We start from the raw sequence: 15,379 nt of genomic DNA on the forward strand, positions 1-15,379 counted from the left end.
GAAGTGTGAAGGCGCCGAGGTGTCAGGACGCCCAGGTGTCAGGGCGCCGAAGTGTCAGGGCGCCAGGGCGCCAGCGCCACAATGCGTTCGGCGCGCCGCAGCACCGGCATGTCGACCATCTGACCCTCGTGCTGGAAAACCCCGCGCTCTCCGCGGGCTTTGTCGAGTACCCGACGCGCCCAGTCGACCTGGTCGCCGGTCGGCGTGTAGGCCGATCGGATCACGTCGACCTGACTCGGGTGAATCGCCACTTTCGCGTCGAATCCGACCGCCACCGCGTCGTCACTCTCGGCGCGCAACCCGTCGAGGTCCTTGATATCCAGGTACACCGAGTCCAGTGCCAGTCGCCCGAAAGCCTTGGCGGCCAGCAGACTCTGCGAACGCACATGCCGGGCCACATCGCGATAGCTGCCATCAGGCCATCTGTTGGCGGTCCCGCCGGTGACCGCAAAAAGGTCCTCGGCGCCCCACATCACGGCATGGGTGTTCTCCATCCGGGCCGCCTCGGCGACGGCCAACGCACCCAGCGGGGTCTCGACGAGCACCACCACCTGCAGCGGGGACAGCGCCCGCACCTGCTCGGCGGTCTCGGTTTTCGCCAGCATCACCACGGTGTAGCCCGTCGACCTGAGCGCTTCGAGGTCCGCGGCATGATCCGGGGTGCCGGCCGGGTTGATCCGCACGACGGTGCGCGCCGGATCCAGCGGCGTGTCGGCCAACGCCTGTCGAGCCGCTCCGCGGTGCGGTGCCGCCACCCCGTCCTCCAGATCGAGAATCACCACATCGGCTGCCGCCGCGGCCTTCTCGAAGCGCTCCGGTCGATCGGCCGGACAGAACAACCAGGCGGGACCGACGGCCGACGTCACGACCCCTCCCCCGCCGGGCGCTTGCGCACCATCGTCTTGCGCGACGCTGTGGCCACCACGTCGCCGTGCTGGTTACGACCGGTGTGCGCGAACGTCACGATGCCCTCGCCGGGCCGGCTCCTGGACTCGCGCTTGTCGAGGACCTCGGTCTCGGCGTAGAGCGTGTCACCGTGGAACAACGGTTTAGGGAACGCGACCTGGCCGAACCCCAGATTGCCCACGATCGTGCCCTGGGTGAGCTGAGCCACCGACAGGCCCACCACCGTGGACAGCGTGAACATCGAGTTGACCAAGCGCTGGTGAAAGGGCGGCAGCGCATCGGCGAACGCGGCGTCCAGGTGCAGCGCCTGGGTGTTCATCGTTAGCGTGGTGAACAGCACGTTGTCGGCTTCGGTGATGGTGCGGCCGGGCCGGTGCCGATAGACGACTCCGGTCTCGAACTCCTCGAACCACAGGCCGCGCTGGGTGACGACCTTCTGATGGCGATCATCGGCAACACTCGGGGGCCGGTCGTTTTCTGCGCTCACAATCCCAACTCCCGGCCGATCAGCATCAACTGCACTTCGGTTGTGCCCTCGCCGATTTCGAGAATCTTGCTGTCGCGATAGTGCCGAGCCACCGGGTACTCGTTCATGAATCCGTAGCCGCCGAAGATCTGGGTGGCGTCGCGGGCGTTGTCCATCGCCGCCTCACTGGACACCATTTTGGCCACCGCGGCCGCCTTCTTGAACGGCTTGCCCGCCAACATCAGAGCCGCCGCGTCGTAGTACGCGGTCCGCGCCGCGTGCGCCCTGGCCTCCATGCGCGCAATCTTGAATGCGATGGCCTGGTTGGCGCCGATGGCTCGACCGAACGCGTGGCGCTCCTTGGCGTAGGTGACGCTCTGGTCCACACAGCCCTGCGCGGCACCAACCGACAACGCGGCGATCGCGATCCGGCCCTCGTCGAGAATCCGCAAGAAGTTGGCATAGCCCCGCCCCCGCTCCCCGAGCAGGTTCTCCTGCGGCACCCGCACATCGTCGAAGCTCAGCGGATGGGTGTCCGAGGCATTCCAGCCCACCTTGTTGTAGGCGGGTTCGGCGGTGAATCCCGGCGTCGGCACCGGTACCAGGATCGAGGAGATCTCCTTCTTACCGTTGTTGTCGCCGGTGACGGCCGTGACGGTGACCAGCTTGGTGATGTCGGTACCCGAATTCGTGATGAACTGTTTGGACCCGTTGATAACCCAGCTCGACCCATCGGTACGCGCGGTGGTCTTCGTCGCGCCGGCGTCACTCCCGCCGCCGGCTTCGGTCAAACCGAAAGCGCCCAGCGCCTTTCCGCTGGTCAACAGCGGCAGCCACTGCTGCTTCTGCTCTTCGGTGCCGAACCGGTAGATCGGCATCGCCCCCAGCGACACCCCGGCCTCCAGAGTGATCGCCACACTCTGGTCCACCTTGCCGAGTTCCTCCAGAGCCAGGCACAGTGCGAAATAGTCCCCACCCATGCCGCCGTACTCCTCGGGGAACGGCAAGCCGAACAGGCCCATGTCGGCCATCCCGTCGACCACCTCGTACGGAAACGAGTGTTCGGCATCGTGTTTGGCGGCCACCGGGGCCACCACGCTCTGCGCGAAGTCGCGCACCGATTTGGCCAATTGGGCGTAATGGTCAGGCAACAAACCCGTCGCCAGGAAATCTGTCATGACTGCTGCGGCTCCTCAATCGCCGTTATCCGGGCCAGCACCTGACCCACCTTCACCTGCTCGCCCGCGCCGACCGACAGCTGCACCACCCCGTCGATCGGGGCGGACAGCGCGTGCTCCATCTTCATCGCCTCGACCGTGACGACGACCGTCCCGGCCGACACCGCCGTGCCGTCCTCGACACCCACTGCGACCACGGATCCCGGCATCGGGCTGGTCAGCTCGGCGTCTCCGCTGTGTGCGTCGTCGGGCCGGACAGGTGCCTCCCGGACCTCTTCCACCATTGTCACGCGACCAGCGCCGGACAACCAGACCTGACCATCGGTGCCGGCGACCAGATACTCGGAGCGCACGTCGTCGACGGTGACCGCCAGCCGGTCCGCGGCCAACCTGGCACTCAGCGTATGCGTTCCACCGTCCTCGACAGTGGCCGTCGCCCTCTCGGGGGTCCCGGCCAACCACACGTGATCGGTCCGGTCGGGCGTGCGTAGTCGCACCGGCGTCGCGGCGCACCCGGCGATCCGCCATCCCGTCGGCACCTCCCACGGACTCGAAGGCGCCGTAGGCCAGGACCGAAGCCAGCGGAAGGCGGCCGCCGCGATCAACTCCGCATCGGAGGTCGGAGCCGGCGCGAAGTCCGGCATGCGACGGTCCAGCAACCCGGTATCGAGGTTGCCGGCCACCACGTCGGGGTCGGCCAACAGGAAGCGCAAGAACTCGACGTTGGTGGTCAGTCCCAGCACCTCGGTGCCGGTCAGGGCCAGGTCCAGGGCGCGCAACGCCGACCGCCGATCCCCGGCATGCACGATCACCTTGGCCAACATCGGGTCGTAGTCGCTGCCGACCACCGTCCCACGGGTCAGGCCGGAGTCGACCCGCACGCCGGGCCCGGCCGGTTCGCGCAGCGCGATGACCTTCCCGCCGGTGGGCAGGAATCCGCGGGCGGGGTCCTCGGCGTAGATCCGGGCCTCGACGGCGTGACCGTCCAACCGGATGTCGTCCTGCGCCATCGGTAACTTCTCACCCGCGGCGATGCGGACCTGCAACTCGACCAGGTCCAATCCGGTGACCATCTCGGTGACGGGATGCTCGACCTGCAGCCGGGTGTTCATCTCCATGAAGAAGAACTCATCGGGCCGGTCAGCGGAGACGATGAACTCCACGGTACCGGCGCCGGTGTAGTCGACGCTGCGCGCGGTGTCGCAGGCCGCGGCGCCGATGCGGGCCCGCGTCTCAGGGTCCAGCAGCGGCGACGGGGCCTCTTCGATCACCTTCTGGTGCCGGCGCTGCAAGCTGCACTCCCGCTCACCGAGATGCACCACGTCGCCGTGCGTGTCGGCGAGTACCTGCACCTCGATGTGGCGCGGGTTGAGCACGAACCGCTCCAGGAACAGGGTGTCGTCGCCGAACGCCGAGGCCGCCTCGCGTCGCGCACCGGCAAGGGCGGCGGGCAGGTCGGCAGCCGCGTGCACGACACGCATCCCCTTGCCTCCGCCGCCTGCCGACGGTTTCACCAGCACCGGGAAGCCCACCTCGACCGCTCCGGCGATCAGATCGTCGTCGGTCAGATTCGGGCGGGAAATGCCCGGCACCACGGGAACCCCGAAGGCCGAGACCGCGGCCTTGGCCGAGATCTTGTCCCCCATGATCTGTATCGCCGAGGCCGGCGGCCCGATGAACACCACTCCGGCTGCGCTCAGCGCCTCGGCGAATTGCGCGTTCTCCGAGAGGAATCCGTAGCCGGGGTGCACGGCCTGTGCTCCGGTGCGCGTCACCGCCGCGAGGATCGCCTCGATCGACAGGTAGCTCTGCCGCGCCGGGGCGGGGCCGATGTGCACCGCCACGTCGGCCTCCCCGACGTGACGGGCGTCCGCGTCGGCGTCGCTGAACACCGCCACCGAACGGATCCCCATGGTGCGCAACGTGCGGATGACGCGCACCGCGATCTCGCCGCGATTGGCGACCAATACGGTCTCAAACATCCCGTCGCTCCGCTCGCCCGGTCTCAAACATCCCGTCGCTCCGCTCGCCCGGTCTCAAACATCCCGTCGCTCCGCTCGCCCGGTCTCAAACATCCCGTCGCTCCGCTCGCCCGGTCTCCATCACCCTCACATCCTGAACACGCCGTAGGACACCGACTCCAGGGGCGCCTGGGCGGTTACCGAAAGCGCCAACCCGACAACAGTTCTGGTATCGGCGGGGTCGATGACACCGTCGTCCCACAATCGTGCGGTCGAATAGTAGGGGTTGCCCTGGCGCTCGTACTGGGCACGGATCGGCGCCTTGAACTCCTCCTGCCGCTCGGCAGTCATGTCGCCGCGGACGGTGGCCAACACCGAGGCGGCCTGCTCGCCACCCATCACCGAGATGCGGGCGTTGGGCCACATCCACAGGAAGCGGGGCGAATACGCACGTCCGCACATCGAATAGTTGCCGGCTCCGTACGAACCACCGATCACCACGGTCAACTTCGGCACCCGTGCGCACGCGACGGCGGTCACCATCTTGGCGCCGTGCTTGGCGATCCCGCCGGCTTCGTAATCGCGACCGACCATGAAACCCGAGATGTTCTGCAGAAACAGCAAGGGAATCACCCGCTTGTCACAGAGCTCGATGAAGTGCGCGCCCTTGACCGCCGACTCCCCGAACAGCACACCGTTGTTGGCGACGATGCCGACCGGGTGGCCGTGGATCCTGGCGAATCCCGTCACCAGGGTAGTTCCGTACTCCGCCTTGAACTCCGCGAACTCATTGCCGTCGACGATGTGCGAGATCACCTCGTGCACGTCGTAGGGAACCCGCGGATCAACCGGCACGACGTCGTAGAGCTCGGTCTGATCGGCAGCCGGCTCGACGGTGTCGGTGATCTCCCACGGTGGGGCGGCCTTGGGAGCCAGAGTGCCGACGATACGGCGCACGATGCGCAGCGCGTCACGGTCATCGTGGGCGAGGTGATCGGTCACGCCGGAGATCTTCGAATGCAGATCGCCACCACCGAGCTCCTCGGCGGTCACGATCTCGCCGGTGGCAGCCTTCACCAACGGTGGACCGCCCAGGAAGATGGTGCCCTGATTGCGCACGATGACTGCCTCGTCGCTCATCGCGGGAACATAGGCGCCGCCGGCCGTGCACGACCCCAACACCGCGGCGATCTGTGCGATGCCGTCGGCGCTCATGGTCGCCTGGTTGTAGAAGATGCGGCCGAAGTGCTCGCGGTCGGGAAACACCTCGTCCTGGCGTGGCAGGAAGGCGCCGCCGGAATCGACCAGATAGATACAGGGCAGCCGGTTCTGCACCGCGATCTCCTGGGCGCGCAGATGTTTTTTGACCGTGATCGGGTAGTACGTTCCGCCTTTCACCGTGGCGTCGTTGGCCACGATCATGCACTCGCGCCCTGAGACCCGGCCGATACCGGCGATCATGCCGGCGCCAGGGCATTCGTCGTCGTACATCCCATCGGCGGCCAGCGCCGCCAACTCCAGGAACGGACTGCCCGGATCGAGCAGTCCGTCGACGCGATCGCGGGGCAGCAACTTCCCACGCGCGACGTGCCGCTCACGCGCGCGGTCCGAACCGCCACGCGCCGCGGTGGCCAGCTTGGTACGCAACTCGTCGACAAGCGCGACGTGATCGTCACGATGAGATGTCCGCGCTGCCATGCCAGAACCTGCCTTCGGTTAATGACGACTAACGGAGTGGTATGTTAGGCGCGATTAACTGTAGTTGTCCAGCACCGCGCAAGGATCCCGTCATGACCACGACGAACACCACCGCGACGAACACGACCGCGACGAACACGACGTCTCCGCGCAGCAGGGCCAAATCGGACCGGCGTGCGGCGCTGGTCGCCGCCGCCGAGCGACTCTTCGCCCAACACGGCTATCTCGCGGTCCGGTTGGAGGACATCGGCGCGGCCGCCGGCGTCAGCGGGCCGGCGATCTACCGGCACTTCCCCAACAAAGAGGCACTGCTGGTGGAACTGCTGGTGGGCATCAGCACGCGGTTGCTCGCCGGCGCCTCGGACGTGGTCGCCCAGTCCCACGACGCCGACACCGCGCTACCGGCGCTCATCGATTTCCACCTCGATTTCGTGTTCGCCGAACCGGACCTGATCCGCATTCAGGACCGGGATCTGGGTAACCTGCCGCCGGCCGCCAAGCGACAGGTTCGCCGCAAGCAGCGTCAGTACGTCGAAATCTGGGTGGAGGTGCTGCGCCGGCGCGACGCCGAACTAACCGAGGTCGACGCCCGCCTGATGGCGCATGCAGTGTTCGGGTTGCTCAACTCGACATCACACAGCGTCAAACCCGGACTCACGAAAACGGCCGAGGCCAGCTCCCGGACCGTCCTACGCACGATGACGGTCGCGGCGCTGACCTCGGCCGGGCGACGCGGTTGAAAGATCAATACCAGGCTTTGCGCCCGCCGATCGGACGTCCCACGGCGCCGAGCACCGCGAACACCGCACCGATCACCAGCAGAACCACACCGATATAGGTGAGGATCGACATACCGAAAATGAGCCCCAGGATGAGCAGGATCGCACCGAGGACGATCATCGCCACTCCATTCTCTATTGCCTACCGATTCAGTTTTCCCGGTCAGCGGTTACTGACTGGGCTGCGGGACGTTGCACTCCGTGACCTTCGGGTTGACGCCCGCATAGTTCAGCGGCCCCGCCACCACGGTCAACGCGATGCTTCCCGCTGTGGCGCAATTGGTTTCGCCACCGCTGAAATAGTCGCGCTGATAGGCGGCGAAAACGCCGATCAACAACCAGACGAGCACAATGACGCCGAGAATCCCTCGCATGCCGTGCCTCCTCCGTCTGCACACCGTGTTGAGGCGTGCAGCAGGGGGCCCTGACCCCAGGTGTTGGACACGCTGAATCCCGCAAGATTGGCGGGGGAAGCGAGATGATCGACACCGATGGCAAGGAAAAATTATCCCGAAGAGTTCAAACGAGACGCGGTAGCGCTGTACCGGGATACCGAGGGCGCGACGGTCACCGAGATTGCCGCCGAGCTCGGTATCAGTGGGGTGACGTTATCGGCGTGGTGCAAAGCGGCCGGGGTGCCGATCCGGCACCGCAACCTGACTCCGGCAGGACAGCCGGCGCCGGGTGCGGAAACCCCTGATCAGGAGCTGGCCCGGCTCCGAGCCGAGGTGCAGCAGCTGCGTGCCACACAGACTCGGTTGTCGACCGAGCGTGACATTCTGCGGTCGGCGGCCAAATATTTCGCCGGGGAGACGAACTGGTGAGCCGCTTTCAGTTCGTCGCCGACCACCTCGACGCCTATCCGGTGAAGTGGCTGTGCGCGGTCGTCGAGGTCGCGCGTTCCTCGTTTTATGCCTGGTTGGCCGGCGCTGGCGGCCGTGCTGCGCGTCAGGCCGCGGACGAGGCACTCGAGGCGCGTATCCGCACTGTGCACGATGCGGATAGCACCTATGGTGCGCCGCGGATCACCGCTGAGCTCAACGACGGTGTCCCCGACCAGGAGCGGGTCAACCACAAGCGGGTGGCACGGGTGATGCGCACCGCCGGGATTGCCGGCTACCGCCGCCGACGACGGGTGAAGACCACGACGCCGGATCCGGCGAACCAGAAGGTTCCGGACCTGCTCGGCCGGGATTTCACCGCAGCGACACCGAATGAAAAGTATGTCGGAGACATCACCTACCTACCGTTGGCGACCGGGTCGAATCTGTATCTGGCGACGGTGATCGACTGCTTCTCCGGCCGAGTCGCCGGGTGGGCGATCGCTGAGCATATGCGCACCGAACTGGTCGAAGATGCACTCAAAGCCGCCGAGGCGCTGCGCGGCTCGCTGGCCGGTGCAGTGTTCCATTCCGATCACGGAAGTCAGTACACCTCAACCGATTTCGCCGAACTCTGCGCAGATCTGGGCGTCGTCCAGTCTATGGGCGGGGTGGGGTCAAGTGCCGACAACGCACTCGCTGAGTCGTTCAACGCCTCCCTCAAACGCGAGATCCTGCAGGACCGCAGCAACTGGCCCGACGCGCCCACCTGCCGCCGCGAAGTGTTCTGCTGGCTGGTCCGCTACAACCTGAAACGGAGGCACTCCCGCTGCGCCTATTCCAGCCCGGCCAGCTACGAAAACACCCACACATCCACTACGCTGCCACAAGCCGCGTAACCACAAATCCCGTGTCCACTACACGGGGGCAAGGCCCAGGGTTTTACCCGGCAGAAAATTGCGGTAAACCTCGCGGCGAGGGCAGGTCAGTCGGTAAACGCGTCGATCAGCCATGCGGTCATGGCCTTCCGCAGCGCGGCGCGGTTCTCGCGTTTGTCGATCTCGTGTCCGTCGTCCTCGAAGGTCAGCAGCCGAACCGGCCGATCCAAAGCCACGAGCGCGTCGTACATCTGCTGCGACTCACTGGGCGGCACATTGGTGTCGTTGAGACCGTGTACCAGCAGCAGCGGCGCGGTCACCCGGTCGGCACGCGGCAGCGGTGACAGGCGTTCGAGCAGATCCTGGTCGCTGACCGGGTGACCGTACTTCGGGTAGGCCGCGGCGGCTATCCACTGTTCGGTGTTGCGGTACCAGCTGTTCAGATCGCTCATGCCGCAGATACTGATGCCGGCGGCGAACTCGTCGGGGTGGAAGGCCAGCGCGGCCTGGGTCAGGTAACCGCCGTAGGACCATCCGCAGCAGGCCACCCGGCCGGCCGGAGCGTGCCCGTTGCCGACCAGGAACCGCGCCGCGTCGGCGACGTCGTCGATCGCGGCGAATCTGCGCTCGCGGTCGTCGGCGTGCATGAACGCCCGCCCGAATCCTCCCGATCCGCGCACGTTGGGGAGGAACACACAGATTCCTTCGTCCAGTAGAGCCGGAAAGAACTCGTTGTAGCCGGGCCGGCCCTGCCCCTCGGGCCCGCCGTGCAGGAACAGCATCGCACCGATGGTCTCGACGCCGGCCGGCGGCCGGAACAGCCAGCCGCTGAACGTCAGGCCGTCCCGGGCGGTGATCGTCTCGAGGGTGGGCTCGGCCGACACCGGGCCGCTGCTGGGTTCGCGGTCCACCAATTGCCACTCACCGGTGCGCGGATCGACCAGCTCGACGGTGGGCGGCTTCGAGGGCCCTTCGACGGTCAGCGCCAGCATCGATCCGCCGGCACTGATGCTCAACTCGCCTGCCACCAGCCCCGGTAGCGGAATCGGATCGTAGAGCGTGCGGTCGGCATACTCCAGGATCTGTAATTCACTGGCGCCGTGCAGGTTCCACAACATCGCGACGGTCGACAGATCGTCGCTGACCGTGAACTCGTCGAGTTCGTATCCTGGCCGCTCGGCCAATACCTGGTAGGACACCCCGTCGGCGGTCACGGTCACTTCGAGCAGTCGTGCATGCTGGGAGCCGTTCTCGCTGCGTATCAGGGCACGGACGTAGCCTTCGGTGCTGTTGGGGCCGTACTCCTTGGCCGGGTGGTACAGCTCGGTGAGTTCCCCCTCGGGCCCGGAGCGCAGCCGCCGTGGGCTGTGGTCGTCGAGAATGATCCCGGTGTCGGTGGTCGACCCGGGATCGTAAGGCAGCAGTGCGGTTTCGGTCAGGGCTCGTAGCATGATCAACTCGCGGTAGCCCCGGGGACCGACCCGAACCAGCGACGCCCCGGCCCAGGCGTCGACCAACCGGCCGCCGGAGCGGCGGTCCAGGACGGTGATCGTCGAACCCGACGGGTCGATCAGGCATGAGCTGCCGACCCCGTCCTCACCGGTCAGGATCGCCGCAACCTGGGTGCCGTCCCAACCGATCAACTCGGCGGTGCCCTCGGCCCCCGCCGGCCAGCTGTCGATCCGGCGCGCATCACGGTCGTCGGGATCCGTTGTCACCACCCATATCTGGCTGCGGGTGCCGCCTTCCGGCGCGACCTGGCAGGCCAGCCAGTGACCGTCGGCGGAATGCAGCACCCGGGTCACCGGGCCTTCGACCGGCAGCTCGACGTCGCGCGACGAACTTGCCCGCCACCCGCGCAGGAACCGCTGGACTGCCCGTGGGTACCCGCCGTCGTCGACGAGATGGGCGAAAGCGGTGGCGTCGGGGGACATCGACGCGCCGTAGAGCCGGCGGACCTGTTCTGCCACGGTTGTCGATTGTGCACGCTCGGCGCCCCCGATGTGGCCGCGGCCGGTGCGAGGGGCCGCGCACTGTGCGGTCACACAGGTACCCTGCAGCCATGAGGTGGGTATGACGGGATCGTTCCGCGACGGACGCGAACAGCGACCTGGCGGTGGACGCGAGGAGCAGTGGGACGGCGGCAGCCAGGGATATCCCGGCTACCCGGACCCGGCCTACGCAAGTCAGACGCCCTACGGATCGCCCTACCAGCCGCCCCAGGCGCCTCCGCCGACCGAGCGGCTCCCGGCCTATTCTCCCTACGGCTACGACCCGTACGCGACCGGCCAGTACGGCACCCCGCCGCCGGGATTCGGCTCCGAACCGCCCCCGGAGGGCCCGCGCTCACCGCGCTGGCTGTGGATCGTCGCGGGACTGGCGGTACTGACGGTCATCGGCCTGGTGATCGCGCTGGTGATCGTCAACAGCTCCCGACAACAGACGGTGGTCGCCCCGCTGCCCTCAGCGCCGGAACCGTCGTTCACCACCCCGGCTCCCACCACCCCACGCACGCCGACGACGCGACCGACGACACCGATGTTCCCCGTCCCGTCGGCGCCCACCTCACCGCGGACGACGGCGCCCACCTCGCCGACCACGCCGGGGGCCACCGACTCGGTCGTCTACACCGTCGAAGGCGATGGACGTGCCATCAACATCACCTACGTCGACACCGGCGGCCTGCTGCAGACCGAGTTCAACGTGCTGCTGCCCTGGACCAAGGAGGTGTCGTTGCCGCAGCCCGGAGACGCCTCGGCGAGCATCAGCATCATCAACGTCGGACGCGAGGTGTCCTGTTCGATCTCGGTCAACGGCGTGCAGCTCGATGCGCGTACCGGGGCCGGGCTCACGATCTGCACGCCGCGGCGCTGATCACGCGCTCAGATAGTCGACCCGGCGCGGGGCCCGCACCGGGAGCAGCAGCACCAGTCCGAGCGCCAGAACCAGGACCAATCCGCCCATGCCGGCGCGCTGCGCGCCGAAAATGTCGATGAACAACGAGAACAGCCACGGCGCAAGGAACGTCGCGGCCCGACCGGCGGTGGTGTACAGGCCGAAGGTGACACCCTCCTTGCCGTGGGCGCACATCCGCAGCATCAGTGTGCGCGCCGAGGACAGCGTCGGACCGATGAACAGGCACAGCAGCAGGCCGCACACCCAGAAGGCGACCTGCCCCGAGAGCACCATCAGCACCAGGCCGACCACGATCATCGACAGCAACGAGCCGATGATCACCGGCTTGGAGCCCACCCTGTCATCGGCCCGACCGCCGACGATCGACCCGATCGCCGCCACCACGCAGGCCGCGACCCCGAACAGCAACACGTCGGCCGAAGACACCCCGTAGACGTTGACGCCGAGAACAGCCCCGAAGGTGAAGATCCCGGCCAGGCCGTCGCGGAACACGGCGCTGGCGCCGAGGTAGTAGACGAAGTTGCGGTCACGGCGCCATTCGTCGCGCAGATCGCTCCACAGACGTCGGTACGCGCCGAGGATGCCCACCCGCGGCGACCGCTCCGGTGTCGGGATCCTGGGTACCGAGATCAGCAACGGCAACGCGAACAGCGCGAACCAGGCGGCGACCAGCAGCATGGCGGCGCGCACGTTCTGGCCGTCGGCGATGGGCAGCGCCAACAGACCGCGGGTGTCGCCGTCGCCGGCGATGAATCCCAGGTACACCACCAGCAGGGCCAGCACGCTACCGAAATAGCCGAGGGCCAAACCGAATCCGGAGATCCGTCCGGAGGTCGACGGTGTCGACAGCTCACGCAGCATCGCGTTGTACGGAACCGTGGCCAGCTCACTGCAGGCCGCGGTGCAGGCCAGCAGCACCAGACCGGGCCACAGGTAACGATGGTCGTCGCGAATCAGGCTCATCGACGCGGTCAACAGCACCACCAGGCCGGTGAGCAGCGCCAGGGCGCGCCGGCGCCGGGCCGGCGCGTCGACCCAAACACCGGTCACCGGCGCCAGCAGCGCCACCACCAGTCCGGCCACGGCCAGGGTGCGGCCCAGCCAACTGGCCGGACTGGTATCGCCGGGCAGGTCGTCTCCCACGCTGGCGGTCAGGTAGACCGTGAAGACGAAGGTGATGACGATGGCGTTGATCGCCGTTGCGCCGAAATCCCACATCGCCCACGCCAGCACCCGAGAGCGTGTCGCTGCGTCGGCGGACGGCCCGGTCGCGGGCGACACCTCGCTCATGGACGCCCACGATATAGTCCGGCCCATGCCCGTCCCCGCTCCCAGTGCGGATGCCCGTGCCGTCGTCACCGGTGCGTCCCAGAACATCGGTGAGGCGCTCGCCGTCGAACTCGCCCACCGCGGCCACCACCTGATCATCACGGCTCGCCGCGAGGAAGTGCTCAACTCGCTGGCCCAGCGACTGCGCGACAGCTACGGCGTGACCGTCGAGGTCCGCGCCGTCGACCTCGCCGACCCGGCGGCCCGCGGGGCATTCTGCGACGAACTGGCCACCCGCAACATCTCGATCCTGTGCGCCAACGCCGGTACCGCGACCTTCGGGCCGGTCAGTTCCCTGGATCCGGCCGACGAGCAGAAACAGGTCCAGCTCAACGTGCTCGGAGTGCACGACCTGGTGCTGGCCGTGCTGCCCGGCATGGTCGGGCGGCGAGCCGGCGGGATCCTGATCTCGGGATCGGCGGCGGGCAACTCCCCCATCCCCAACAACGCCACCTACGCCGCCACCAAGGCGTTCGCGAACACCTTCGGCGAATCGCTGCGCGGCGAGGTGAGATCGGCCGGCGTGCATGTCACGGTGCTCGCGCCCGGTCCGGTGCGTACCGAGTTACCCGATCCCGACGAGCAGTCGCTCGTCGAGCGGCTGATCCCCGACTTCCTCTGGATCGACACCCAGTACACCGCCAAGGTGTCGCTGGATGGGTTGGACCGCAACAAGATGCGCGTGGTGCCCGGCGTCACGTCCAAGGCGATGTCGGCGGCCAGCGGGTATGCCCCGCGCTCGATCGTCGCCCCGATCGTCGGCGCGGTGTACAAGAAGCTCGGCGGTCAATAGCGCCGGGTCAGCGCCGGCGCTTGCGGCGGCCCGTCCCGAAGATGCTCCGGGTGATCTCGCGCCCGATGACCGTGCCTGCCGAGCGCATCGCACTCTTGAACGCCGGATTCTCCATCATCTTGTCCAGCAGGCCGGGCTCGGCGGGCTGCGCCGGGACGGGCATCGGCGGCACCTCGATCGACGGCGGCACCCACAGCGGCGGTTCGGGCGTCGTGACCTGAGTGTCCGGCCGCGGGCTGACCGGCGGGGGCGGCGCGAGCTTGGCCGCCAGCCGTTCGTGTGCGGAATCGCGATCGATGGTCTGCCCGTACTCGGCCTGCAGCGGACTGGCCATCGCGGCCGCGGCGATCGCATCGGCCCCGATGGTGTCCATCAAGGAACGCGGCGCCCGCATCCTGGTCCAGGCCACCGGAGTCGGGACGCCGTTGTCGGAGAGCACGGTGACGACGGCTTCGCCGGTACCCAGCGACGTCAGGGCCGACTCCAGGTCGTAGACGCCCGATTTCGGGTAGGTGCGCACGGTCTTCGTCAGCGCCTTGTGATCGTCGGGCGTGAACGCCCGCAACGCGTGCTGAATCCGCGCGCCCAGTTGGCTGAGCACCTCCTTGGGGATGTCGGTGGGTAGCTGGGTACAGAACAGCACCCCCACACCCTTGGACCGGATCAGCTTCACGGTCTGCTCCACCTGCTCCAGGAATGCCTTCGACGCATCGGTGAACAGCAGATGCGCCTCGTCGAAGACGAAGACGAGTTTGGGTTTGTCGACATCACCAACCTCGGGCAGGGAGGTGAACAGGTCGGCCAGCACCCACATCAGGAAAGTGGAGAACATCACCGGACGAGCGCTCTGGCTGCCCAGCTCCAGCAGCGTGATGACGCCGTGGCCGGCGTCGTCGACACGCATCAGATCCGCGGGTTCCAGCTCGGGCTCCCCGAAGAAGGTGTCGGCACCCTCGGCTTCGAGGTTGACCAGCGCCCGCAGGATCACTCCGGCGGTCGTGGTGGACACCGCGCCGAGCGCCTTGAGCTGCGGTTTACCTTCCTCGCCGGTCAGGTACTGGATCACCGCGCGCAGATCCTTCAGGTCCAGCAACGCCAGGCCCTGCTGGTCGGCCCAGTGGAAGATCAACCCCAGGGTCGACTCCTGGGTCCGGTTGAGCCCCAACACCTTCGCCAGCAGAATCGGCCCGAAGCTGCTGACGGTGGCCCGTACCGGCACCCCGATGCCCGAGGTGCCCAGCGACAGGAACTCCACCGGATACGCCGTCGGAACCCAGTCGTCACCGGTGTCGGCGGAGCGTTGCGCCACCTTGTCGCCGGGCGCACCGGGTCGCGACAACCCGGACAGATCACCTTTGACGTCGGCCATCACCACCGGGACACCGGCGGACGACAGCTGCTCGGCGAGCACCTGCAGCGATTTCGTCTTCCCGGTGCCGGTGGCACCGGCGACCAGACCGTGCCGGTTCATCGTCGCCAGCGGGATCCGCACCCGCGCCGTGGGGTCGCAGATGCCATCGACGACGACCGATCCGAGTTCCAGCGCCGCTCCCTCGAAGAGGTAGCCGGCAGCGATCTGCTGAGCGGGTGTGACGGACGACTCGGTGGTCATGATCGGAACCTTAACCGGGCCGGACGGCGATTGGACGGGTGT

General features: G+C 67.4%; 14 protein-coding genes. 4 read left to right on the plus strand and 10 right to left on the minus strand.

What is annotated here, in order from left to right; genetic code table 11:
• Positions 1-38: 38 nt before the first annotated feature.
• From ACNUDN_RS18975 to ACNUDN_RS18995, 5 genes are all read right to left on the minus strand, one after another.
• Positions 39-866 (minus strand): HpcH/HpaI aldolase/citrate lyase family protein, encoded by an 828-nt coding sequence (locus tag ACNUDN_RS18975; RefSeq protein ID WP_419123330.1) that lies wholly within the window; start codon positions 864-866, stop codon positions 39-41.
• Complete coding sequence (locus ACNUDN_RS18980; RefSeq protein ID WP_419123331.1) at positions 863-1,393, minus strand: MaoC family dehydratase; 531 nt, start codon at positions 1,391-1,393, stop codon at positions 863-865. Before ACNUDN_RS18980 ends, ACNUDN_RS18975 begins: the two co-directional genes overlap by 4 nt.
• Complete coding sequence (locus tag ACNUDN_RS18985) at positions 1,390-2,550, minus strand: acyl-CoA dehydrogenase family protein (protein ID WP_419123332.1); 1,161 nt, start codon at positions 2,548-2,550, stop codon at positions 1,390-1,392. The genes ACNUDN_RS18980 and ACNUDN_RS18985 overlap by 4 nt, the downstream gene beginning before the upstream one ends.
• The gene (locus ACNUDN_RS18990; RefSeq protein WP_419123333.1) at positions 2,547-4,532 is read right to left on the minus strand and encodes an acetyl/propionyl/methylcrotonyl-CoA carboxylase subunit alpha; all 1,986 of its coding nucleotides are present in this window, start codon (positions 4,530-4,532) and stop codon (positions 2,547-2,549) included. The genes ACNUDN_RS18985 and ACNUDN_RS18990 overlap by 4 nt, the downstream gene beginning before the upstream one ends.
• Before the next feature lie 126 nt (positions 4,533-4,658).
• On the minus strand, positions 4,659-6,209 hold the full coding sequence (locus ACNUDN_RS18995; protein WP_419123334.1) for a carboxyl transferase domain-containing protein: 1,551 nt from the start codon (positions 6,207-6,209) through the stop codon (positions 4,659-4,661).
• A gap of 92 nt (positions 6,210-6,301) precedes the next feature.
• On the opposite strand from ACNUDN_RS18995, the gene ACNUDN_RS19000 reads away from it, so the two are divergent.
• Entirely contained in the window at positions 6,302-6,949 is a 648-nt protein-coding gene (locus ACNUDN_RS19000) for an SACE_7040 family transcriptional regulator (RefSeq protein ID WP_419123335.1), read from the plus strand.
• 4 nt (positions 6,950-6,953) lie between these two features.
• Here the strand turns inward: ACNUDN_RS19000 and ACNUDN_RS19005 are convergent, their stop codons facing one another.
• Both ACNUDN_RS19005 and ACNUDN_RS19010 read right to left on the minus strand, forming a co-directional pair.
• The gene (locus tag ACNUDN_RS19005; RefSeq protein ID WP_419123336.1) at positions 6,954-7,109 is read right to left on the minus strand and encodes a hypothetical protein; all 156 of its coding nucleotides are present in this window, start codon (positions 7,107-7,109) and stop codon (positions 6,954-6,956) included.
• A 49-nt stretch (positions 7,110-7,158) separates the two neighbouring features.
• Entirely contained in the window at positions 7,159-7,362 is a 204-nt protein-coding gene (locus ACNUDN_RS19010) for a hypothetical protein (RefSeq protein WP_419123337.1), read from the minus strand.
• 117 nt (positions 7,363-7,479) lie between these two features.
• Here ACNUDN_RS19010 and ACNUDN_RS19015 point away from each other — a divergent pair.
• Positions 7,480-8,708 (plus strand): IS3 family transposase gene (locus ACNUDN_RS19015; protein WP_419120833.1). Its coding sequence is split into 2 segments (ribosomal slippage): positions 7,480-7,792 and positions 7,792-8,708, totalling 1,230 coding nucleotides; the frame shifts between segments, so codons are not numbered across the junction.
• An 86-nt stretch (positions 8,709-8,794) separates the two neighbouring features.
• Here ACNUDN_RS19015 and ACNUDN_RS19020 read toward each other — a convergent pair.
• Positions 8,795-10,621 carry an alpha/beta hydrolase family protein gene (locus ACNUDN_RS19020; protein WP_419125221.1) on the minus strand — a complete coding sequence of 609 codons (1,827 nt, stop codon included), beginning with the start codon at positions 10,619-10,621 and terminating at the stop codon, positions 8,795-8,797.
• Positions 10,622-10,760: 139 nt separating this feature from the next.
• Between ACNUDN_RS19020 and ACNUDN_RS19025 the strand changes: the two genes are divergently transcribed.
• On the plus strand, positions 10,761-11,561 hold the full coding sequence (locus ACNUDN_RS19025; RefSeq protein WP_419123338.1) for an MmpS family transport accessory protein: 801 nt from the start codon (positions 10,761-10,763) through the stop codon (positions 11,559-11,561).
• Here the strand turns inward: ACNUDN_RS19025 and ACNUDN_RS19030 are convergent, their stop codons facing one another.
• The gene (locus ACNUDN_RS19030) at positions 11,562-12,893 is read right to left on the minus strand and encodes an MFS transporter (RefSeq protein WP_419123339.1); all 1,332 of its coding nucleotides are present in this window, start codon (positions 12,891-12,893) and stop codon (positions 11,562-11,564) included.
• Positions 12,894-12,918: 25 nt separating this feature from the next.
• Here ACNUDN_RS19030 and cmrA point away from each other — a divergent pair, with 25 nt between their 5' ends.
• Positions 12,919-13,725: a mycolate reductase gene (cmrA, locus tag ACNUDN_RS19035; protein ID WP_419123340.1), complete on the plus strand. Its 807-nt coding sequence runs from the start codon at positions 12,919-12,921 to the stop codon at positions 13,723-13,725.
• Positions 13,726-13,732: 7 nt separating this feature from the next.
• On the opposite strand, the gene ACNUDN_RS19040 is transcribed toward cmrA, so the two are convergent.
• Positions 13,733-15,337 (minus strand): helicase HerA-like domain-containing protein, encoded by a 1,605-nt coding sequence (locus ACNUDN_RS19040; protein ID WP_419123341.1) that lies wholly within the window; start codon positions 15,335-15,337, stop codon positions 13,733-13,735.
• Positions 15,338-15,379 lie beyond the last annotated feature (42 nt).

It is taken from the genome of Mycobacterium sp. smrl_JER01 (assembly GCF_048513595.2).
Taxonomy (GTDB): domain Bacteria; phylum Actinomycetota; class Actinomycetes; order Mycobacteriales; family Mycobacteriaceae; genus Mycobacterium.

Coding starts and splice junctions, on each gene's coding strand:
- ACNUDN_RS19000 (WP_419123335.1), top strand. CDS start 6,302: ATGACCACGACGAACACCACCGCGACGAACACGACCGCGACGAACACG.
- ACNUDN_RS19030 (WP_419123339.1), bottom strand. CDS start 12,893: ATGAGCGAGGTGTCGCCCGCGACCGGGCCGTCCGCCGACGCAGCGACA.
- cmrA (WP_419123340.1), top strand. CDS start 12,919: ATGCCCGTCCCCGCTCCCAGTGCGGATGCCCGTGCCGTCGTCACCGGT.
- ACNUDN_RS19040 (WP_419123341.1), bottom strand. CDS start 15,337: ATGACCACCGAGTCGTCCGTCACACCCGCTCAGCAGATCGCTGCCGGC.
- ACNUDN_RS19010 (WP_419123337.1), bottom strand. CDS start 7,362: ATGCGAGGGATTCTCGGCGTCATTGTGCTCGTCTGGTTGTTGATCGGC.
- ACNUDN_RS19025 (WP_419123338.1), top strand. CDS start 10,761: ATGACGGGATCGTTCCGCGACGGACGCGAACAGCGACCTGGCGGTGGA.
- ACNUDN_RS18995 (WP_419123334.1), bottom strand. CDS start 6,209: ATGGCAGCGCGGACATCTCATCGTGACGATCACGTCGCGCTTGTCGAC.
- ACNUDN_RS18990 (WP_419123333.1), bottom strand. CDS start 4,532: ATGTTTGAGACCGTATTGGTCGCCAATCGCGGCGAGATCGCGGTGCGC.
- ACNUDN_RS19005 (WP_419123336.1), bottom strand. CDS start 7,109: ATGATCGTCCTCGGTGCGATCCTGCTCATCCTGGGGCTCATTTTCGGT.
- ACNUDN_RS18985 (WP_419123332.1), bottom strand. CDS start 2,550: ATGACAGATTTCCTGGCGACGGGTTTGTTGCCTGACCATTACGCCCAA.
- ACNUDN_RS19020 (WP_419125221.1), bottom strand. CDS start 10,621: ATGTCCCCCGACGCCACCGCTTTCGCCCATCTCGTCGACGACGGCGGG.